15 protein-coding genes are annotated in these 20767 nt (G+C 70.9%); 8 read left to right on the plus strand and 7 right to left on the minus strand.

What is annotated here, in order from left to right:
* Positions 1-53: 53 nt before the first annotated feature.
* The 4 genes from ABIC52_RS04195 to ABIC52_RS04210 form a co-directional block, all read right to left on the minus strand.
* Positions 54-1037 carry an aldo/keto reductase gene (locus ABIC52_RS04195; RefSeq protein ID WP_126891552.1) on the minus strand — a complete coding sequence of 328 codons (984 nt, stop codon included), beginning with the start codon at positions 1035-1037 and terminating at the stop codon, positions 54-56.
* A gap of 302 nt (positions 1038-1339) precedes the next feature.
* Positions 1340-1906, minus strand: coding sequence for a TIGR03086 family metal-binding protein (locus ABIC52_RS04200; RefSeq protein WP_126891553.1), 567 nt, complete (start codon positions 1904-1906; stop codon positions 1340-1342).
* Between the two features lie 551 nt (positions 1907-2457).
* Positions 2458-3018 carry a YceI family protein gene (locus ABIC52_RS04205; RefSeq protein WP_126891554.1) on the minus strand — a complete coding sequence of 187 codons (561 nt, stop codon included), beginning with the start codon at positions 3016-3018 and terminating at the stop codon, positions 2458-2460.
* A gap of 121 nt (positions 3019-3139) precedes the next feature.
* A complete protein-coding gene (locus tag ABIC52_RS04210; RefSeq protein WP_126891555.1) occupies positions 3140-3805 on the minus strand; it encodes a putative endonuclease domain-containing protein in 666 nt (221 codons plus the stop codon).
* 783 nt (positions 3806-4588) lie between these two features.
* Between ABIC52_RS04210 and ABIC52_RS04215 the strand changes: the two genes are divergently transcribed.
* From ABIC52_RS04215 to ABIC52_RS04250, 8 genes are all read left to right on the plus strand, one after another.
* Positions 4589-5593 (plus strand): aldo/keto reductase family protein, encoded by a 1005-nt coding sequence (locus ABIC52_RS04215; RefSeq protein ID WP_058750614.1) that lies wholly within the window; start codon positions 4589-4591, stop codon positions 5591-5593.
* Positions 5594-5879: 286 nt separating this feature from the next.
* On the plus strand, positions 5880-6410 hold the full coding sequence (locus ABIC52_RS04220; protein WP_238638168.1) for a GtrA family protein: 531 nt from the start codon (positions 5880-5882) through the stop codon (positions 6408-6410).
* The gene (locus tag ABIC52_RS04225; RefSeq protein ID WP_209823277.1) at positions 6407-7918 is read left to right on the plus strand and encodes a glycosyltransferase; all 1512 of its coding nucleotides are present in this window, start codon (positions 6407-6409) and stop codon (positions 7916-7918) included. The genes ABIC52_RS04220 and ABIC52_RS04225 overlap by 4 nt, the downstream gene beginning before the upstream one ends.
* Positions 7915-9903 (plus strand): ArnT family glycosyltransferase, encoded by a 1989-nt coding sequence (locus tag ABIC52_RS04230; RefSeq protein ID WP_354026692.1) that lies wholly within the window; start codon positions 7915-7917, stop codon positions 9901-9903. Before ABIC52_RS04225 ends, ABIC52_RS04230 begins: the two co-directional genes overlap by 4 nt.
* A gap of 422 nt (positions 9904-10325) precedes the next feature.
* A complete protein-coding gene (locus ABIC52_RS04235; protein ID WP_126891558.1) occupies positions 10326-11234 on the plus strand; it encodes a DUF4397 domain-containing protein in 909 nt (302 codons plus the stop codon).
* 131 nt (positions 11235-11365) lie between these two features.
* Positions 11366-12517 carry a family 8 glycosyl hydrolase gene (locus ABIC52_RS04240; protein ID WP_354026693.1) on the plus strand — a complete coding sequence of 384 codons (1152 nt, stop codon included), beginning with the start codon at positions 11366-11368 and terminating at the stop codon, positions 12515-12517.
* Entirely contained in the window at positions 12514-13224 is a 711-nt protein-coding gene (locus ABIC52_RS04245) for a class F sortase (protein WP_354026694.1), read from the plus strand. The genes ABIC52_RS04240 and ABIC52_RS04245 overlap by 4 nt, the downstream gene beginning before the upstream one ends.
* Before the next feature lie 44 nt (positions 13225-13268).
* Positions 13269-14063 carry a polyprenol monophosphomannose synthase gene (locus tag ABIC52_RS04250; RefSeq protein WP_209677796.1) on the plus strand — a complete coding sequence of 265 codons (795 nt, stop codon included), beginning with the start codon at positions 13269-13271 and terminating at the stop codon, positions 14061-14063.
* 147 nt (positions 14064-14210) lie between these two features.
* Here the strand turns inward: ABIC52_RS04250 and treZ are convergent, their stop codons facing one another.
* From treZ to glgX, 3 genes are read right to left on the minus strand one after another with little or no spacing between them, the layout of a single operon-like run.
* The gene (treZ, locus tag ABIC52_RS04255; protein ID WP_354026695.1) at positions 14211-15965 is read right to left on the minus strand and encodes a malto-oligosyltrehalose trehalohydrolase; all 1755 of its coding nucleotides are present in this window, start codon (positions 15963-15965) and stop codon (positions 14211-14213) included.
* A complete protein-coding gene (gene treY / locus ABIC52_RS04260; RefSeq protein WP_354026696.1) occupies positions 15962-18424 on the minus strand; it encodes a malto-oligosyltrehalose synthase in 2463 nt (820 codons plus the stop codon). The genes treZ and treY overlap by 4 nt, the downstream gene beginning before the upstream one ends.
* The gene (gene glgX / locus ABIC52_RS04265; RefSeq protein WP_354026697.1) at positions 18421-20706 is read right to left on the minus strand and encodes a glycogen debranching protein GlgX; all 2286 of its coding nucleotides are present in this window, start codon (positions 20704-20706) and stop codon (positions 18421-18423) included. The genes treY and glgX overlap by 4 nt, the downstream gene beginning before the upstream one ends.
* Positions 20707-20767: the final 61 nt, after the last annotated feature.

Consider the following 20767-nt stretch of genomic DNA (forward strand, 5'->3'; position numbering starts at 1 on the left):
CGGGAGGCGCGGTGCCAGCCGGCACCGCGCCTCCCGTCCGTCATCGGGTCCAGTCAGAAACCGGACGGCACGCGGGGGGTGTAGGCGGCCTCGAGTCGCGACACCTCGTCGTCCGTGAGCTCCATCGCGGCCGCGGCGACCGCGTCGTCGATGTGGTGCTCCTTCGTCGCGCCGATGATCGGCGCGGTGACGGCGGGCTTGCCGGCCACCCACGCCAGCGCGACCTGGGCCATGCTCGCGCCGCGGGCCTGGGCGACCTGCTGCACCGCGTCGACGATGGCTCGGTTGGCGTCCTCGTCCTGGCGGTAGAGCGTCTTGCCGAACTCGTCGGTGTCCGAGCGGCTGCCCGAACCCTGCGCGTCCCACGGGCGGGTGACCTTGCCGCGTGCCAGCGGGCTCCACGGGATGACGCCGACGCCGGTCGTCTGCGCGAACGGGTGCATCTCGCGCTCCTCCTCGCGTTCGAGGAGGTTGTACTGGTCCTGCATGCTGACGAACTTCGTCCACCCGTGCAACTCGGCGGTGTGCTGCATCTGCGCGAACTGCCACGCCCACATGCTGCTCGCGCCGATGTACCGCGCCTTGCCGGCCTTGACGACGTCGTGCAGGGCCTCCATCGTCTCCTCGATCGGCGTGTGCGGGTCGAAACGGTGGATCTGGTAGAGGTCGACGTAGTCGGTGCCGAGCCGGGTCAGCGACGCGTCGATCTCGTGCATGATCGCGGCGCGGGAGAGTCCAGCGCCGTTGGGGCCCGGGCGCATGCGGTTGAAGACCTTGGTGAAGACCTGGACCTCCTCGCGCGGGGCGATCTCCTTGAGGAGCTGCCCGGTGATCTCCTCGCTCGAGCCGGCGGAGTAGACGTTGGCGGTGTCGAACGACGTGATGCCGGCCTCGTAGGCGCGGCGGACGAAGGGGCGAGCGGCATCGATGTCGACGCTCCACGGGTGGGCGCCCTGGTCTGGCTTGCCGTAGGACATCATCCCGAGGACGATGCGGCTGATCTCGAGGCCCGTGCGCCCGAGACGCGTGGTACCCACCGAGGTCGAGGCCGAGGCCGAGGCCGGGGTCGGGGTGGCGCTCGAGCGGGCGTTGTCTGTCGCGTCCGTGCTGGTCGAGCGGGCGTTGTCTGTCGCGTCCGTGATGACTCCTTCGTCGTTTCCGCCCGCCGGGTGTCGGGCGGGTGGTTCCTGTCGTGCGGTGTGGTGTCCGTGGCCGATTCCGCCCGTCGGACGCGCGCCGCTCAGTCCAGTGCTCGCGAGGGCGCCCAGCGGGCGGAAGCTTCCGAGACGTCTGCGCTCGATCGGCGATTCCGCCCACTCGCGCTGGGCTGGATCGAGCGTCAGGCGTTCACCCTGGCATCACGACCTGTGACCGCGAGCAGGCGGACCTGCAACGGAGCGTCGTCGTCGACCTGGACCGGTGCGGCGTAGAGCCCGGTCGCGGCGAGGTCGTGGATCTGGGGCTCGAAGTACTCCCAGACGGCGCGGACGAGTTCGTCGGGCAGTGACTCGTCAGTTCCTGTGGCCCGAGCGAGATCCCACGTGTGGATGGTGATGTCGCTGGTCTGCTCGGTGAGGTACTCGTCTGCTCGGACGACGTCGGTGCTGAGGTGGACCGGAGTGTCAGCGGGCGCATTTTGCCAGGCGCCCGATGCTGCCGAAGCGAACTTCGTCCACTCGCTGGCGAGATCCTGGCCGATCGGCTCGAGGTCAGCCTCTGCTTGGGCGTAGTCGCATCCCGTCAGGAGCTTCGGGATCCAGCGCTGCTCGTCGATGACGTGGGTCACCAGGTCGCGTGTCGTCCATTCCGAGTCTGGCGTGGACGCTTCCCAGTCGGTCACGGCGGCAACGCGGCGGCCGAACTCGGCTGCCGCGAGGGACTGCAGCGCGATCCAGTCGGTGGCCATGGTGGTGCTCCTCTTCGGTCGGGACGGGTGCGGGGTGCAACGGGATCGGCGATCGGGCGATTCCCGTGCCGGGACAGGGGACAAGTTACGCCCGCCCGGGGGTCGTCGGCGCTCGTGCGGCGCAGCGCTGTGTCACTGTCGGACCGAGGAACGTGCAGGAGCCGTCCCGAGTGGGCTGGATCGGCACGAGCGCCGGGGGATGAGGCGCGGAGATGGCCCGTTCGTGGTCCGGCGGGTGGTATCGGCTCGGGATGGCCGGTCGAGCCGCGGGAACCGCCCGTTCGTGGTCGGGCGGGTGGAATCGGGTCGGGACGGGTGGTCGAGCCGCGGGAACCGCCCGCTCGCGGTCGCGTATGGGGAAGCGGTCTCGTGCTCGGCCAGCGCAGGACAAAGCGGTGCAGCTGGAGGGGGTGCGTACGGACGCGGAACGGCCCGGCTCCGTGGGGGAGGAGCCGGGCCGTTCGCCGGGTACTGCAGGTACTTCGTTCGGTGTCCGCGGCCGTCGACCCCGCACGCTGCGGGGGATCAGCCGTGGTTCGGTGACTCGGAGGTCAGGCCGCCTGGAGGACGAACTGCACGTCGAGGTTGATGGTGACGTCGTTCCCGAGCGTGAAGCCGCCGGCCTCGAGCGCTGCGTTCCAGTTCACACCGAACTCGGTGCGGTCGATCTTCGTGGTCGCCTCGGCGCCCAGCTTGACCTGGCCGTAGCCGTCGGTGGTCACGCCACCGAACTCGGTCTTCAGGGTGACGTCCTTGGTGACGCCGCGCAGGGTCAGCGTGCCGTCGATGAGCATGTCGTCGCCGTCCTCGCGGATGCCGGTCGACTTGAAGACCATCTGCGGGTGCTCCTCGGTGAGGAAGAAGTCACCCGTGGCGAGGTGCTGGTCGCGCTGCGCCTGGTTCGTGTTGATGCTCGCGACGTCGATCGAGGCCTCGAGGGTCGTGTCGAGCGGGTTCTCGGCGGTGACGAGCGTCGCGTCAAAGCGCTCGAACGAGCCCTTGACCTTGCTGATCGCGAGGTGGCGGACCGAGAAGGTGACCTCGGAGTGGGTCGGGTCGATCTTCCAGGTGCCGGTCTGGTAGCCCGGGATGGCGGAGGCGGTGAGCGTCATGGTGACTCCTTACGAGAGCGTTGGTCTGCGGTTCCCGACCAGGCGAAGCATGTTCATGCGCCTGCATCGAATCGAACTGTAGCCCATTCTGCACCCGTTTGGTTGAAGCGTCAACCAATGTTCACGAGATCGTCGCGTGCGGGTGTCGAGAACGCGTGTCGTGCCTCCCGGCCGTCCCCGTGGTGAGCAGCCGCCGGATGCGCTGGACGAAGACGTCGGCGAGTGCGCCGACGTCGTCCGCTGTCGCACGGACCAGCCACCAGTCGACGTCCTTCAGGTGCTCACCCCGGGTCAGGTCCTTGCGGAAGGTCCGCGGATCGGACCGGTGCAGGTCGCTCTCGTACTCGATCGCAACCCTTGCGGCCGGGTAGGCGAGGTCGACGCGGGCGATCCACTCGCCCGCGACGACCACGTCGTGGTTCAGCTTCGGCTCGGGGAGACCGCGCCGGAGCAGGGTGAGCCGGAGGCGTGTCTCGCCGGGGCTCCGTGAGCCCGGTCGTACCTCGGCGAGGGCAGCGCGCGCCTTGCGGATGTGCCTTGCGCCGCGGTGTCGACCGACCGCGGCCTCGAGTTGGTCCACCGTGCACCAGTTCAGCCATCCGACGAGCCCGTCGCCGGCGACGATCAGTTCGTCGACCGTGAGGACTGCGGCGAGCATGACGAACGTGGTGGCCGGGTCCACGATCGGAGCGGTGCCCGAGTGGACCACCCTCGCGAGGTGCGCCCGCGTGCGGTGCCCGACGGTCCCGCGCACGCGGAGCGCCTGGTCCTTCCCGATCGTGGTCACGTGGACTCGCTGGTCGGCTTCGAGTCGGCGGGGGAGCGGGATGCCGAGGAGCTGTGCAGCCGTCGTGTGACTGAACGCCTGATCGCGCCGGAGTCGAGGTGCGACGGCTCGCGCTCGGTCCGCATGGGAGCCGGGTGGGGTCCAGCAGCGGGTGCCGTGGAAGGGTCGGCAGAGCCGTCTCGAGCGGAGGCGGCTCGGCGGGACGCCGCGGCGCAGGGCCTCGCGGACGCGGAACGGGCGTCCGCGGAGCGCTGGTGGGAAGCGGTCGGCGATGGACATGCAGGGAGCGTGGCAGGCCGCTCCCCCTCTGCGAGGCGACTGCTCGCGAGCTGTGGACGGGAGTGCGGCCGAGCGTGGTGTGCAGGACCGGGGCCCGGCAACTGGGGGAGAGCGGGATCGCGAGTGGGGGCGAGAGCGGGGCGCTGCTGCTGCCCGTGCAGGTCGGGCGGACGAAATCGGGCAGGGCGGGGAGGCTCGTGGTGACCGTTCCGCCCGCTCACGGCGGGCGGCCGAAATCGGGCAGGGCGGGGAGGCTCGTGGTGACCGTTCCGCCCGCTCACGGCGTTCGGCCGGAATCGGGCAGGGCGGGGAGGCTCGTGGTGACCGTTCCGCCCGCTCGCGCACCCGCGACCCGCCCGCCCGCTCACGCACCGCCTGCCCGTACTTCGCCTCTCTCCCGTGAGTCCCGCCCGCTCCCCTCCCCATCCCCGGGTCACCCCACACCTGTCCACAGGTACTCCCACACCCCCTCACGAGAGCGCTCACTCCACTAGCGTCGGGAGCATGGAATTCAGGTACCTGGGCAACTCCGGACTCAAGATCTCCGAGATCACCTACGGCAACTGGCTGACGCACGGCTCGCAGGTCGAGAACGACGTCGCCACCCAGTGCGTGCGGGCAGCGCTCGATGCCGGCATCACCACGTTCGACACCGCCGACACGTACGCCAACACCGCGGCGGAGACGGTCCTCGGCGAGGCGCTCAAGGCCGAGCGTCGCCAGTCGCTCGAGATCTTCACGAAGGTCTACTGGCCGACCGGGCCGAAGGGGCACAACGACGTCGGCCTCTCCCGCAAGCACATCATGGAGTCGATCGACGGTTCGCTCGAGCGCCTCCAGACCGACTACGTCGACCTCTACCAGGCGCACCGGTACGACCACGAGACCCCGCTCGAGGAGACGATGCAGGCCTTCGCCGACGTCGTCCGACAGGGCAAGGCGCTGTACATCGGCGTCAGCGAGTGGAACGCGGAGCAGATCCGCGCCGGTGCCGCCCTGGCCAAGGAGCTCGGCTTCCAGCTCATCTCGAACCAGCCCCAGTACTCGATGCTGTGGCGCGTCATCGAGGGCGAGGTCGTGCCCGCCTCCAAGCAGCTCGGCCTCAGCCAGATCGTCTGGTCGCCGATCGCCCAGGGTGTGCTGACGGGCAAGTACAAGCCGGGCCAACCGGCCCCCGAGGGCTCCCGCGCCACGGACGAGAAGGGCGGCGCGGACATGATCAAGCGGTTCATGCGCGACGAGGTCCTCGAAGCCGTGCAGCGTCTGCAGCCCGTCGCCGACCAGGCCGGACTCACGCTCGCCCAGCTCGCGATCGCGTGGACGCTGCAGAACCCGAACGTCGCCTCGGCGATCGTCGGTGCGTCCCGCCCCGAGCAGGTCACCGACAACGTCAAGGCAGCGGGCGTCACCCTCGACGCCGATGCGCTCGCCGCGATCGACGACGCCCTCGGCGACATCCCGGAGCGCGACGCCAGCAAGACGGTCAGCCCGGAGAAGCGACCCGCGTAACGCACGCGACCGACCGACGGACGGGAGGCACGGGGCCAGCTGGCACCGTGCCTCCCGTCCGTCGTGCAGTACCTCGCGACGAACGCAACCGTTCGGCCGGACTGCCTACCCGGCGCTGATCAGCACAAACGTTGACAGAAGTTCACTGATGAACAGCACGTGTCGCGGAACTGTCAGGGCCCTGGCAGGAGTTGTACCCCGACCAAACCACTCGTGAGCGTGCCCCCGAAGAGGGGGCATGCCCCGAACCGTCACCCCCGTTCTGGTGCCACCGAGCACCGGCCCGGTGCCGATCGAATCCGCAGTCGCCGACCACCCAGCGGCGACCAGCGGCGCGTCGGCGACCCTCGCTCGGCCTGCCCGCGTCCTACGCCTCCGCGCGACGGCGACACAACTCGCGTCTTTCGGCGCCATCGGAGCGATCTGCTTCGTCATCGACCTCGGTGTCTACAACCTGCTGCGCGCGACCGTCCTGCCCGACGGACCCATCGCCGCGAAGATCTTCTCCGCGGTCGTCGCCACCGTGGTCGCGTGGCTCGCGAACCGCTCCGTCACGTTCCGCTCGCAGCGGCGGGTCGGCCGGAAGGAGACCCTCCGCGAAGGGCTCCTCTTCGCCGTCACGAACGTCATCGGCCTCGGCATCGCCGCCGCCTGCCTGTTCGTCTCGCACTACCTACTCGGCTTCACCTCGACCCTCGCCGACAACGTCGCCGGCAACGGGGTGGGTCTCGTCCTCGGCACCGTTTTCCGGTTCGTCGCGTACAAGGCCCTCGTCTTCCGTTCCACCGACGCTCACGCGAAGGAGCACTCCGCATGACCATCACCGCCACGCTGCTGACGGCCGCCGGGCCGCTGCTGCAGCCGAACGAGGGAACAGGCCCGGCAGGGAACGTCCCGAACCGCGGGACCACCGACGTCCCGACGGGAGGCTCGGGGCAGGCCCCGCAGGTCGCCTGGTCGCTGGGCGAGTGGATCGGGTACTCCACTCTCATCGCGGTCTCCGTGCTGCTCACGGTGATCGCGCTCACCACGCTGTGGTGGATGCTGCACGCCTGGCGGTCGCGGGATGCGCTGAAGTCGACGAGCTTCAGCCAGACCCCGCTGCCGGCGGCGCACCGCTTCACCCTGCTGGTGCCCGGTCGGCACGAGCAGGACGTGATGGGCGAGACGCTCGACATGCTCGCGAAGCAGGACCACCCGGACTTCGAGATCATCGCGATCGTCGGCGAGGACGACCCGGAGACCGACGCGGTCGTCCGTGCCGCCGCCGCCCGGCACCCGGAGCTGATCAAGATCGTCGTCGACGACACCGCGCCGAAGAACAAGCCGAAGGCGATGAACCTCGCGCTGCAGTACGCCACCGGCGACGTCGTCGGGGTGTTCGACGCCGAGGACGAGGTCTACCCGAAGCTCCTGTCGCTCGTCGACTCGCGCTTCCAGGAGACCGGCGCCGACGTCGTGCAGGGCGGCGTGCAGCTCATGAACTTCCGGTCGAGCTGGTGGTCGCTCCGCAACGTGCTCGAGTACTACTTCTGGTTCCGCTCGCGCCTGCACTTCCACGCCGGCTCCAAGTTCATCCCGCTCGGCGGCAACACCGTCTTCGTCACCCGTGAGCGGCTCGAGTGGTCGGACGGCTGGGACGCACACTGCCTGGCTGAGGACTGCGAACTCGGCGTCCGGCTCTCCGCCGACGGGGCGAAGGTCGTCGTCGCCTACAGCCCCGAGGCGGTCACACGCGAGGAGACGCCACCCACCTTCGCGTCCCTGCTCAAGCAGCGGACCCGGTGGAACCAGGGCTTCCTGCAGGTCCTCGGCAAGGGGGAGTGGAAGAAGCTGCCGTCCTTCCGCCAGCGCTTCTTCGCCCGCTACATGCTCACCATGCCGTTCATCCAGGCGGCGACCGGTCTGCTCATCCCGCTCAGCGTCCTGATGATCCTGTTCGTCAAGGTGCCGACCGCGATCGCCCTCGTCTCGTTCATCCCCGTGGCGCCGACGCTCATGCTGCTCGCCGTCGAGGTCGTCGGACTCAACGAGTTCGGCCGCATCTACAAGGAGAAGGTCCGCATCCGCGACTACGTGAAGCTCGTCCTCGGCCTCGTGCCGTACCAGGTGTTCCTCGCCGCCGCGGCCGTCCGCGCCGTGGTCCGCCACACGAAGGGGCAGAACGGGTGGGAGAAGACCGAGCACACCGGTCAGCACCGCACCGGCGGTGGGCAGTCCGAGGTCGTCGGCTTCGCGTCCGAGCTGACCGGCTCCTCGTCGTCTTCGTCGTCTTCGTTGTCCGAGCGTGAGCTCGCCGGCTCGACCACCGGGGGTGCACGATGACCGCCAGCCTCACCCACACCACCGGGATCCCCGTCCGGGGCGCCGGCTCGCTCTCCGGCGTGCGCGGCTGGTTCCGAGTGCACGCAGCAAGCCTCGGCTGGCTGCTCCCCGTCCTCGCCGTCACCGTCGGCGTGCAGCTCTGGAACATGTCCGGCACGCCGCAGCGCATCGACGACGAGGGCACGTACACCGCCCAGGCCTGGGCGATCGCGAACCTCGGCGAGATCACGCACTACACCTACTGGTACGACCACCCGCCGCTGGGGTGGATCCAGATCGCGGCGTACACATCGCTGACCGGGGCGTTCGCGCGCTACCCGTTCGCCGTCGAGGCCGCCCGCGAGGCGATGGTCTTCTTCACCGCCGTCTCCAGCGTCCTGCTCTTCGTCCTCGCTCGCCGACTGGGCGCAGGTCGCGTCACGGCCGCGGTCGCGGGGCTCGTCTTCGCCCTCTCGCCGCTGGCCCTGCAGTACCACCGCACGGTCTACATCGACAACGTCGCGACACCGTGGCTCCTCGCGACGTTCGTGCTCGTGCTCAGTCGACGGCAGCAGCTCGCCGGGTTCGCCGGTGCCGCTGCCTGCCTCGGCATCGCGGTGCTCTCCAAGGAGACGTACCTGCTCGCGCTGCCGTTCCTGATCTGGATCGCGGTCCGCCGGGCCGACAGGAGCACCCGTCGGTACACGCTCAGCGTCGCCGGGGCCGTCCTGGTCGTCATCGGTGGCGGCTACCTGCTGCTCGCCGCGGTCAAGGGTGAACTCCTGCCGGGCGCCGGGCGGGTGAGCCTCTTCGAGGGCATCACCTACCAGCTCGGCTCGCGGACCGCGTCGGGCTCGATCTTCGACGCCGGCAGCCTGGCGAACCAGGCCGCGGCGCAGTGGTGGGCGCTCGACCCCGTCTTCATCGTGCTCGGATCGGTCGCCGCGGTCGTCGGGCTCTTCCTGCGTCGGGTCCGCCCGATCGCCGCGATGCTCGTCTTCCTGCTCGCGATGATGTTCCGCCCGAACGGGTACCTGCCCGTGCCGTACGTCATCGTGCTCGTGCCCTTCGCGGCGCTGCTCGTCGCGTACACCGCCGAGCGGGCGGTCCTCGCGCTCGCCGGACGGGTCCGGTCCAGCGCCCGGACCCGTGTGCACGGAGTCGCTCGACGTGGTCTCGGGGCGACCTGGGCCGTGGTCACCGCAGTGGCCGTCGTCGTGGCGGTGCCGCTCTGGGGCACGCAGCTGCGCGGGTTCACGTCGGCGAACCTCGACCTGCCGATGCAGCAGGCCGAGCAGTGGGTCGGCGACAACGTCCCGAAGTCCTCGCGCCTGCTCGTGGACGACGCCATGTGGGTCGACCTCGTCCGCGACGGCTTCGCCCGCAACAACGTCATCTGGTACTACAAGCTCGACACCGACGCCGCCGTGCAGCGCCAGTCGCCGAACGGGTGGAAGGACTCGGACTACGTCGTCACGACGGACTCGATGCGCACCGGCGGGAACTCCTCGCAGGACGTGACGCAGGCCATCCGGAACTCGACCAGCGTGGCGACGTTCGGCACCGGTGACCAGCAGGTCGACGTCCGCCGCATCCACGCCGAGGGCGAGGCTGCCGCGAACGAGGCCATCAGTACCGCCACGAACGGGCGGAAGACGATGGGCACCGAGCTCGCGCAGAACCCGGCGCTCCAGGCCGACGCGGGAACGAAGTCGCAGTTCCGCGCCGGTCAGGTCGATTCGCGCGCGATGCTCGCCCTCGGACAGGTGCTCGCTGACCAGTCCGTTTCGGTCGACCGATTCCGCCCGCTCACGGGAGAGGACGGGCAGCCCTTCCGCCGTCTCGTCGTGCAGACCACCGATCGGGCGGAAGCTGCTCGTGCGGTCGCCACCTTCGACGCCATGAGCGACGGGATCCGCCCGACCGATGTCGAGCGCGACGGCGATCGCGTCGTCGTGACCTACGCCCCGGCCGACCCCACGACGACGCCGACCAGCGCGTCCTGACCCGTCCCCGCCTCCACGAACGGGCGGTTCCGGCAGCGGCGGTCGTCGTCCGCAGCAGGATCCGCCCGCTCGCGGAGGCGACGAGCCAGCGGGAGCGCCCGTGTCCGGCGAGCGGGCGGAACCGGCAGCCAGATCGCCGGGGACGAGCAGGAAGCGCCCGCTCGCAGCTCGACGACGACTCTGCACCACGACTCCAGCCCGAGCGGGCGGAACCGGCAGCCGGACCGCTGGGGCCGAGCAGGAAACGCCCGCTCGGCCAGCGGCTCCGCACCACGACGGTACCCCGGGCACCCCGAGCACCCGAAACACCCGACGCAACCCGAGACCCCGAGCACCGGGCGCCGAGCACTCGAAACGCCCGAGCACCCGACGCACCGAGCACCCGACGCACCGAGCACCACACGAAACGAAGGAGCACCACGATGCACGCACGCACCTCCGCCCCGAACGACGCACGCACCTCCGCCCCGAACGACGCACGAACCCCCGCACGCACCCCCGCACCCACCACCGGACGCCGCACCGCCCGCCGTCCGGTCGTCGTCGCCGGGATCGCCGCGGCCGTCGTCGTCGCCACCGTCGGCCTCGCCGCACCGCAGACCGCCTCGGCCGCGACCGGCACCGACGAGGGATGGCTGCGCGTCGGCCACCTCTCCCCGGACACCAAGAGCGTCGACGTCGAGCTGACCAGCCTGTCCGGCGGCAAGACGGTCTTCGAGCTCGACGACGTCACCTACGGCCAGGTCAGCCCGTACCAGGAGCTCCCGGTCGGCACCTACGTCCTCTCGATGCGCGCCGCCGACGCGCCCGACTCCACCCCGGTGATCTCGACCGACGTGCAGGTGCAGCAGGGCGACGCGAACACCGTGGTCGCCTACGGCAAGAACGACGACCTGAAGACCAAGGCGTTCACCGACGACCTGCAACAGCCGGGTGACGGCAAGGCGAAGCTCCGTCTCGTCCAGGCGGCGACCACCGCGAAGGAGGTCGACGTCAGCACCACCGACGGCACCGCCATCGCCGAGGACGCGTCCTTCGGCACCGCCACGCAGTACGCGACCGTCGGTGCCGGCAAGTGGTCGCTCGACGTCTCGGGCAGTGGCCAGCGCGGCACCGCAGAGGTGGACCTCGCCGGCAACACCGTCTCCACGCTCTTCGTCCTCGACGACAGCAAGGGCGACCTGACCGTCGTGCCGGTCACCGACGCGGCCGCCACGGCAGCGACCCCGTCCGGCGGCGTCCAGACCGGTGGCGGCGGCGCAGCCGCCGACCGCCCGTTCACCGAGTTCACCCACGCGGTCGTCGCGGCGGTCCGCTCGCTGTTCCACTGACCGACGGGCAGCCGACGGGTCACGCGACCCGTCGGCCCCGGTCTGGAGGCGCGGATCACCGCAGCCGGTCCACCCACGTGCACCGCGCCTCCCGTCCGACCGTCCCCGACCACCCCGGAAGAGGTGCCGGCATGACCCGCAGGACCTGGATCCCCATCACCGCCGCAGCGGCGGTCGTCGTCGCCGTCGGCGTCGCCCTCGTCGCCGTCCGCCCCTGGAGCGGCACCGTGCCGCAGGCCGGCACGACCTCGAGCGCGACGTCGTCGCCCGCGCCGGACGTCGAGCGCAGCGCAACACAGCTGCGGTCGGACTTCCTCGACGCCCACGTGCAGGACGGCCGGGTCGTCCGCACGGACCAGGGAGGCGACACGGTCAGTGAGGGGCAGGCCTACGGGCTGCTCATCGCGTACGCGAACGACGACCGGAGGACCTTCGGTGCGATCTGGTCGTGGACGCAGCGGCACCTGGTGACCGACGACGACCTGCTCGCGTGGCGGTGGACGCCCCAGGACGGCGTCGCCGACGAACAGTCCGCGAGCGATGCCGACCTCGACGCGGCCCGAGCCCTCGTGCTCGCGGGGGAGCGGTGGGACGACGAGCGGTACACGACGGCGGGGAAGACCCTGGCGTCGGCGATCCTCGAGCACGAGACCGCGACGACCGACCTCGGTCGGATCCTGCTGCCGGGGCCCTGGGCGGACAGCGAGCCGTACCGGTACAACGCCTCGTACGCGTCGCCGGCGGCGTTCCGGATCCTCGAGCGAGCGACCGGCGACCGTCGGTGGACCGAGCTCGAGCGGGGTTCGTCGGCCGTGACCGCCGCCGTGCTCGACGAGAGCGACCTGCCGAGCGACTGGTCCCAGGTGCACGCCGACGGGACCGTCGACCCGGTGCCCGCGTCGGGCGACCAGGGGAGCGTCGTCTACGGGTGGGAGGCCATGCGCCTGCCGCTGCGCTACGCCGAGGCCTGCTCCGCGGACGACCGTGCCCTCGCGGCCTCCGTCGCGCCGACGCTCGCGCGGAGCACTCGGCTGGCGGCGCAGCTCGACCTCGGCGGCACGGCCGTGACGGGGGACACGAGCGGCCTGGCCTACGCTGCCCGCGCAGCAGCGGAGCACGCCGCGGGGTCGTCGTCGGCTGCTGCCGCGGACCTGCGCCGGATGGACCGGACCGCGGCGACCACGCAGACCTACTACGGCGACGCATGGGCGGCGCTCGGTGCGACGATGCTCACGTCGGACGTCCTCGGCGGCTGTGCGACCGCGGCGGGAGGCGCATCGTGACCGGGCGCCGAGCCGCGACCGGAGGGACGCGCTGGTCCGGCCGTCGAGGCGTCGTGGTCGGCGGGGTGCTGGCGGCGGTCCTGGTCGGGGGCGGCATCGCCGGTGTCGCCGTCGCCACCACCGGGACCGACGGAACGGGGCCGCAGGCGGCAGCGAGCAGCGCAGCGTCCGCGACGGCCGATCCGGGTGCGGCGGCGAACGACTCCGGGGTCGGAGACACGTCGGGCTTCCAGGACCCCGCGGCTCCGGCGGCTCGCTCGACGGCGACACCGGTACGGGTGGAGATCCCGGCGATCGGGGTGTCCTCGGGCCTCGAGGACCTCGGCCGCGGCCCCGCGGGTGAGCTCGACCCGCCGAAGGACTGGGACAGCGCGGGCTGGTTCGCCGACGGCATCGTGCCCGGGCAGGTCGGGCCGGCCGTGATCGCCGGGCACGTCGACAGCCCGACGAGCGCAGCCGTCTTCTTCCGGCTCGACGAACTCGTGGCCGGGGACGAGATCCACGTGTCCATGTCCGACGGCAGCGACCGCACCTTCACGGTCGAACGGTCGGAGCGCGCCGCGAAGGCGGCGTTCCCGACGAGCGACGTCTACGGCAGCTCGCCCACACCGCAGCTCCGTCTGATCACCTGCGACGGCACGTTCGACACCGCGACCGGGCACTACACCGACAATCTGATCGTGTTCGCAGACCTGTCGTCGGGCTGACGCAGGGCGACCCGATACCCTCGATGCGAAGCGCAAGGAGCACCATGAGCACGTCACTGGTCATCATCCCGACCTACGACGAGGCGGAGAACGTCCGCCCGATCGTCGCCCGTACCCTGGCCGCGACCGACGACAGCGTGCACGTGCTCGTCGTCGACGACAACTCGCCGGACGGTACCGGCGACATCGCGGACGAGATCGCGCGCGAGACCGACCGCGTCCACGTGATGCACCGCACGGTGAAGGACGGCCTCGGCGGGGCGTACCTCGCCGGGTTCGCCTGGGGCCTCGAGCACGGCTACGACAAGCTCGTGGAGATGGACGCCGACGGCTCGCACCACCCGGAGTACCTGCCCTGGATGCTCGAGCTCGCCGACTCGAACGACCTCGTGCTCGGTTCCCGCTGGATCAAGGGCGGTGAGGTCGAGAACTGGCCGTGGTACCGCGAGTTCCTGTCGCGCGGCGGCAACCTCTACACGCGGATGGCCCTGGGCATCGCGGTGCGTGACGCGACCGGCGGCTTCCGGGTCTTCACGTCGAAGGCGTTCGAGCGGATCGACCTCGCCGGTGTCGCGTCGAAGGGGTACTGCTTCCAGGTCGACCTGTGCTGGCGTGCCCTCGAGGCCGGGCTGCGGGTCGTCGAGACGCCGATCACCTTCACGGAGCGTGAGTTCGGCGTCTCGAAGATGAGCGGCAACATCGTCCGCGAGAGCCTGACCCTGGTGACGAAGTGGGGCATCGACCGCCGCCTGCGCGAGTTCCGGTCCCTCGTGAAGGACCACCGTCGTCTGCCCTCGGTGCGCAAGAACGCGCACGCGGTCGCGGACCAGTCCGCCTGACCGGTACGGGCTCAGACCTGCACGGGCCCGGACCTGCACGGGCCCAGACCGATCCGGGGCTCAGACCGGTCTGAGCCGCGAACGCGACAGTCCCCCGTGGAACTTCCACGGGGGACTGCCGCGTTCGCAGTTCGGTCGGGGCGCTCGTCAGCGCAGGACGACCACGCCCCGCGACGTGAACCGGACGACACCGGGTTCGACGCTGGCCTCGCCGAAGCGGTAGAGCTCCTCGCCGGTCGCGTCCGGCACGGGCACCTCGGCGGCGTCGTCGGCGAAGTTCACCACGACGTGCACCGGTGCGGCGTCCGGGCCGAGCAGCCCGCGCGTGAGCACGAGCCAGCGGTCGTCCCCGTCGAAGCGGACGGCGTTCGCCTCGTAGCGGTGGTCGACGAACGCCTGCTCGGTCCGACGCAGCGCCACGAGCACGCGGTACGCCCGGAGGATCCGCGCACCCCGGTCCGAGGTGACGTCGGCCCAGTCGAGCTTCGAGTTCGTGAACGTGGTCGGGTCCTGCGGGTCGGGCACGACCGACTCGTCCCAGCCGTGCTCGGCGAACTCGGCGATCCGTCCCTTCGCCGTGATCTCGCCCAGCGCCTTCTCCGGGTGCGAGGTGAAGAACTGCCACGGCGTGGTCGCCGCGAACTCCTCGCCCATGAACAGCATCGGGGTGAACGGGCCGAGCAACGTCAGCGCCGCCGCGATGACGAGCGACTCGTCGTCGAGCGTCGCCGCGAGCCGGTCGCCCGCGGCGCGGTTGCCGATCTGGTCGTGGTTCTGGTTCGCGACGACGAGCGCCGTCGCGGGCGAGGTGCCGCGGTCGATCGGTCGTCCGTGCCGCTTGCCCCGGAACGAGGACCACGTGCCGTCGTGGAAGAAGCCCTGCTCGAGCACCTTCGCCAGTGCCGACAACGGTTCGAAGTCGGCGTAGTAGCCGTTCGTCTCGCCGGTGACCGCCACGTGCACGGCGTGGTGGAAGTCGTCCGACCACTGACCGGTGAGTCCGTAGCCGGAGGCCTCCTGCGGGCGGAACATGACCGGGTCGTTGAGGTCCGACTCGGCGATGAGCGACAGCGGACGCCCGACGAACTCGGAGTACGCCTCGGTCTCCGATGCCATGGCCTGCAGCACGTGCGGCCGCGTGGTGTCACGGATCGCGTGCACGGCGTCGAGCCGGAGCCCGTCGACGTGGTGGTCGCGGAACCACATCCGCACGTTGTCGAGCACGTACCGGCGGACCTCGGGGTGCTCGACGTTGACCGAGTCGCCCCAGGTGTTGCCGAGCCCCTGCAGCAGGTACGGACCGTACAGCGGCAGGTAGTTGCCGCTCGGACCGAGGTGGTTGTAGACGACGTCCTGGATGACCCCGAGCCCCAGCGCGTGGGCGGTGTCGACGAACCGGTCGTAAGCGTCGGGACCGCCGTAGGGGTGGTGCACGGCGAACCATCCCACCCCGTCGTAGCCCCAGTTCCACTCACCGTTGACGGCGTTCACGGGGAGGAGCTCGACGAACTCCACACCGAGCTCGACGAGGTGGTCGAGCTTGGCCGCGGCCGCGTCGAGCGTGCCCTCGGGCGTGTAGGTGCCGATGTGCATCTCGTAGATGACGCCGCCGCGGGCGGGACGGCCGGTCCAGGCCTCGTCGGTCCACGCGAAGCGCTCCGGGTCGACGACCTCGGACGTGCCGTGCACCCCGTCCGGCTGGTACCGGCTGCGGGGGTCGGGTCGGACGTCCTCGTCGTCGTCGATGCGGAAGCCGTAGCGCGCACCGACGACCGGGGCGACCTCGTCGGTGCTCCACCAGTCGTCGTCACCACGGGTCAGCGCGTACTCGACGTCGTCGACGACCAGGCGCACGCGCTCCGGGTTCGGCGCCCAGACGGCGTAGCGGGCGGGAACGGTCATGCGTGACCCTCCAGGATCTCGATCTCGGCCTGCTGGTCGGAGACGGCGGCGCCGTCGGACCCGGCAGCCGCGGGTGTGGTCGTCGACGTGGACGAGGAAGCAGCGGTCGCGCCGCCGTCCGTCGTCGCGGTGTCGACGAGGTCGGCGGGCACGAGGAGCGCCACCGGCAGGTCGGTGAGCAGCTCGGCGAGCGCGATCCCGCGGGACGCCGGGAACCGCCGACCGGTGAGCAGGTCGACCCGGTCGAGCGGCACGGGGTGCACCAGGGTGTCGCCCCAGCCCCCGACCCGCTCGAGTCCGACGGGCAGGCGCGTCGCGACCGTCACGGCACCGTCGCGGTCGAACGCCAGGACGTGGTCGGCGGCGCTGCCCGTGGCCTCGAGCCCGAGGTAGCGGGTGAACAGCTCGGGGTGGTCGCGGCGCAGGCGCAGCGCACGGCTGACCACGAGGGTCTTGACGGCGCCGTCGGGGCCGACGGCCGGCAGCCGCTCGGGTCCGTCGTCCTCGGGGCCGTCGAGCCCGGCGAGCACGTGGCGGAGCTCGGTGTAGTCGACCGGTCGGCGGTTGTCCGGGTCGACGAGCGAGCGGTCCCAGCCCTCGGTGCCCTGGTAGACGTCCGGCACGCCGGGCATCGTCAGCTGCACGAGCTTCTGCGCGAGACCGTTCGACCACCCGGCTGCGTCGATGGTGCGGTCGAGCTCGTCGAGCACGGCCACGACCTGCGGGTCGTCGAAGGACGCGTCGACCAGGGCGTGCATCTGCTCCTCGAAGGCCTCGTCGGGTTCGGTCCACGTCGTGCTGTCGCCCGCTTCGCGCGATGCCTTCTCGGCGTAGGCGTGCAGCCGCTCACGGCTCGCGGGACGTGCACCGACGATCGCCTGCCACAGCAGGTCGGCGAACACGGCGTCGTCGAGGGGCGCGAGCGACTGCAGACGCTCGAGCGCAGCGGTCCACTCGGACCCGAGCTCGGCGAGCACGGTGATGCGCGCGCGGGTGTCCTCGCTGCGCTTCGTGTCGTGTGTGGTGAGCGTCGTCATGGTGTGCGGCCAGCTGCCCTGCCGGTCGCGTTGGGCCTGGTGGAACGCCTCCACCGAGACGGCGAACAGGCTCGGGTCGGCACCGACCTCGCTCAGGGTGGTCAGGCGCGACGTGCGGTAGAACGCGGTGTCCTCGACGCCCTTCGCCATGACCATGCCCGACGTCTGCTGCAGCCGGACGGCTGCGGCGTGGTCGGGGTCGACGAGCGCCGGCGCGATGCGGTCGATCACGTCGTCGAGGTCCGGGCGGGCCTCGGCTGCGCGCTCGAGCGCGTCGATGAGGTGGTGGACGCCCTCGGGCAGGTACGTCCGGTAGACCTCGAAGGACGCCACGATCTCGGCGACGGCGTCCACGACGCGGTCCTCGGGCACGTCCGCCGCGACGGGGGCGAGGAGCCGGGCGAGCCGACGGACCTCGCTGCCGAGGATGCCGTCGGCGATGCCTCGACGCGTGTCGTGGGTGAGCTGCTGCCAGTCGGTGGGCTCGGCGCCGGACGCGGCCGAGAGCGCCGGTTCACCGGCGGGGTCGACGAACACCCGGTCGACCACTGCGAGTGCGTCGTAGCCGGTGGTGCCGTCGACCGGCCACGACGACGGCAGCTGCTCACCGGGCTCGAGGATCTTCTCGACCAGGGTGTACGCGCCGCCGGTCAGCTCGTGCAGGTCCTGCAGGTAGCCGGCGGGGTCGTACAGGCCGTCCGGGTGGTCGATCCGCAGACCGTCCACCAGCCCGTCGCGGAACCACCCGCCGATCGTCGCGTGCGAGGACGCGAACACCTCGGGCTCCTCGACGCGGATCGCCGCGAGGGTGTTCACCGCGAAGAAGCGGCGGTAGTTGAGGTCGTGGTCCGCACGCTTCCAGTGCACGAACTCGTAGTGCTGACGGGCGTGCACGGTCTCGACGTCGTCGCCGTCGTGCACGGTGCCCTCGGCGGTCGGGTAGGCAGTCTCGCCGACGTACAGGCGACCGTCGCGCAGCTCGACCGCCTCGAGCAGCCGGTCGTCGAGCACCGGGATGCGGATGCGACCGTCGCCGGCCTGCCAGTCGACGTCGAACGCCCAGGCGACGGGGGAGCCCTGCCCGGCCTCGAGCAGCGACCACCACCACGGGTTGGCCTCCGGCGTCGCGACGCCGACGTGGTTCGGCACGATGTCGACGAGCACGCCGAGGCCCGCGGCGTGTGCGGCCTCGGCGAGCGACCGGAGTGCGGCGTCGCCACCGCGCTCGGTGTCGACGTGGGAGTGGTCGACGACGTCGTAGCCGTGCTGCGACCCGGGCTCGGCCTGCAGCACGGGGGAGAGGTAGACCCAGTCCGCACCGAGGGTACGGATGTGGTCGACCACGCCCTGGGCGGCAGCGAGGTCGAAGTCTGCGGTGACCTGCAGCCGGTAGGTGGACGTGGGGACGCGGCGAGCGCTCACGCGGTGGCTCCTGTGGATTCGGGTTCGGTGTCGGGAGAGACGGGCTCGGATCCGGGCTCGGACGCGGTCGCGGGCTCGGGATCGGTCGCGGACGCGGTCGGCGCCGCCGCCGGGTTGTTCGGGGTCGACTGTCGCCCGCCCTCGACCGACTCGACCTGGGTGGTCGTGACCTCGTGGTCGGGCTCGGCTCGGAGCACGATCATCGAGCGTGCGGGCACGTCGAGCGGGGTCCCCGCGTCGAGGACCGTCTCGCGCGCCCCCGGTTCGGCCGTGTCGATCCGCACGGTCCAGCCGGGGGAGTACTCCTCGGGCGGCAGCGTGAAGGTCACGACGTCGTCGTGTGCGTTGTAGTACGTCAGGAAGGCCACGTCGGTGACGCGCTCGCCCCAGCGGTCGCGGCCGCGGATGCCCTCGCCGTTCAGGTACATGCCGACGCTCTTGCCGAAGCCGGAGTCCCAGTCCTCCGGGTCCATCGCCTCGCCGGAGGGGGTCAGCCAGACGACGTCGGGCAGTGGCTCGCCCTCGCCGCGGCGCACCGGACGACCGTTGAAGTACCGGGTGCGGCGGAACGTCGGGTGGTCGTGCCGGAGCTTCACGACGTCGGCGGTGAACTGCACGAGCTCGTCGTCGGCGTGCTCCCAGTCGATCCAGCTGATCGCGGAGTCCTGCGCGTACACGTTGTTGTTGCCGTGCTGGGTGCGGCCGAGTTCGTCACCGTGGGCGATCATCGGCACGCCCTGGCTGAGCAGCAGGGTGGCGAGGAAGTTCCGGCGGCGCTGGAGACGGAGCGCGGCGACGTCCGGGTCGTCGGTCGGTCCCTCGACCCCGGAGTTCCACGACCGGTTGTGGCTCTCGCCGTCGTTGTTGTCCTCGCCGTTGGCCTCGTTGTGCTTCTCGTTGTAGGCGACGAGGTCGTACAGCGTGAAGCCGTCGTGGGCCGTGATGAAGTTGATGCTGGCCTTGGGCGTCCGACCGTCGTGCTCGTACAGGTCGGCCGACCCGGAGATGCGCGAGGCGAACTCGCCGAGCGTCGAGGGCTCGCCCCGCCAGAAGTCGCGGACCGTGTCACGGTACTTGCCGTTCCACTCGGACCACTGCGGCGGGAAGTTGCCGACCTGGTACCCGCCGGGTCCGACGTCCCACGGTTCGGCGATGAGCTTGACCTGCGACACGATCGGGTCCTGCTGGACCAGTTCGAAGAACGCGGCGAGCCGGTCGACCTCGTAGAACTCCCGCGCCAGGGCCGCGGCCAGGTCGAAGCGGAACCCGTCGACGTGCATCTCGGTCACCCAGTACCGCAGCGAGTCCATGATGAGCTGCAGCGAGTGCGGGTGCCCGACGTTGAGCGAGTTGCCCGTACCGGTCGTGTCCATGTAGTACCGCTTGTCGTCCTCGACCAGGCGGTAGTAGGCCGCGTTGTCGATGCCGCGGAAGGACAGGGTCGGGCCGAGGTGGTTGCCCTCTGCCGTGTGGTTGTAGACGACGTCGAGGACCACCTCGATCCCCGCACGGTGGAGCTCGCGCACCATCGCCTTGAACTCCTGCACCTGCTGCCCGCGGTCACCGGACGACGAGTAGTGCGAGTGCGGCGCGAAGAAGCCGATCGTGTTGTAGCCCCAGTAGTTCGACAGCCCCTTCTCCTGCAGCGTGGAGTCGTTGACGAACTGGTGCACGGGCATGAGCTCGAGCGTCGTGATGCCGAGCCGCTTGAGGTGCTCGATCACGGCGGGGTGGGCGACGCCGGCGTAGGTGCCGCGCTGCTCCTCGGGCACGTCCGGGTGCGTCTCGGTGAGGCCCTTGACGTGCGCCTCGTAGATCACCGTCTCGCCGTAGGGGATCCGGGGAGCCCGGTCGCCCTGCCAGTCGAAGAACGGGTTGATGACGACGCCCTTCATCATGTGGGACGCCGAGTCCTGGTCGTCGGTCGAGTCCGGGTCGCCGAACGTGTACGAGAACAGCGCCTGGTCCCAGTCGATGTCGCCGCTGGTCGCCTTGGCGTAGGGGTCGAGGAGCAGCTTGTTCGGGTTGCCGCGCAGCCCGTTCGCCGGATCGTACGGGGCGTGCACACGGAAGCCGTACTCCTGCCCCGGGGCGACGTTCGGCAGGTAGGCGTGCCAGACGTGGGCGTCCACCTCGACCAGGTCGACGCACTCCTCGTTCCCCGCGTCGTCGAACAGGCACAGTTCCACGCGGTCGGCGACCTCGCTGAACAGGGCGAAGTTCGTGCCGCTGCCGTCGTAGGTCGCCCCGAGGGGGTACGGGTTGCCGGGCCAGGTGTGCAAACGGTCCTCCAGGTGTGGGTCCGGCCAACATATCGGCGTAGCCTGCCCGCGTCCGCAGACA

Origin of the sequence: Curtobacterium oceanosedimentum, assembly GCF_040545555.1 — a bacterium.
Lineage (GTDB): Bacteria > Actinomycetota > Actinomycetes > Actinomycetales > Microbacteriaceae > Curtobacterium.

Bases quoted from the DNA above. Each gene is read 5' to 3' on its own strand.
- ABIC52_RS04230 (WP_354026692.1), top strand. From the start codon at position 7,915: ATGACCGCCAGCCTCACCCACACCACCGGGATCCCCGTCCGGGGCGCC.
- ABIC52_RS04200 (WP_126891553.1), bottom strand. From the start codon at position 1,906: ATGGCCACCGACTGGATCGCGCTGCAGTCCCTCGCGGCAGCCGAGTTC.
- ABIC52_RS04235 (WP_126891558.1), top strand. From the start codon at position 10,326: ATGCACGCACGCACCTCCGCCCCGAACGACGCACGCACCTCCGCCCCG.
- ABIC52_RS04240 (WP_354026693.1), top strand. From the start codon at position 11,366: ATGACCCGCAGGACCTGGATCCCCATCACCGCCGCAGCGGCGGTCGTC.
- treZ (WP_354026695.1), bottom strand. From the start codon at position 15,965: ATGACCGTTCCCGCCCGCTACGCCGTCTGGGCGCCGAACCCGGAGCGC.
- ABIC52_RS04250 (WP_209677796.1), top strand. From the start codon at position 13,269: ATGAGCACGTCACTGGTCATCATCCCGACCTACGACGAGGCGGAGAAC.
- ABIC52_RS04215 (WP_058750614.1), top strand. From the start codon at position 4,589: ATGGAATTCAGGTACCTGGGCAACTCCGGACTCAAGATCTCCGAGATC.
- ABIC52_RS04225 (WP_209823277.1), top strand. From the start codon at position 6,407: ATGACCATCACCGCCACGCTGCTGACGGCCGCCGGGCCGCTGCTGCAG.
- ABIC52_RS04205 (WP_126891554.1), bottom strand. From the start codon at position 3,018: ATGACGCTCACCGCCTCCGCCATCCCGGGCTACCAGACCGGCACCTGG.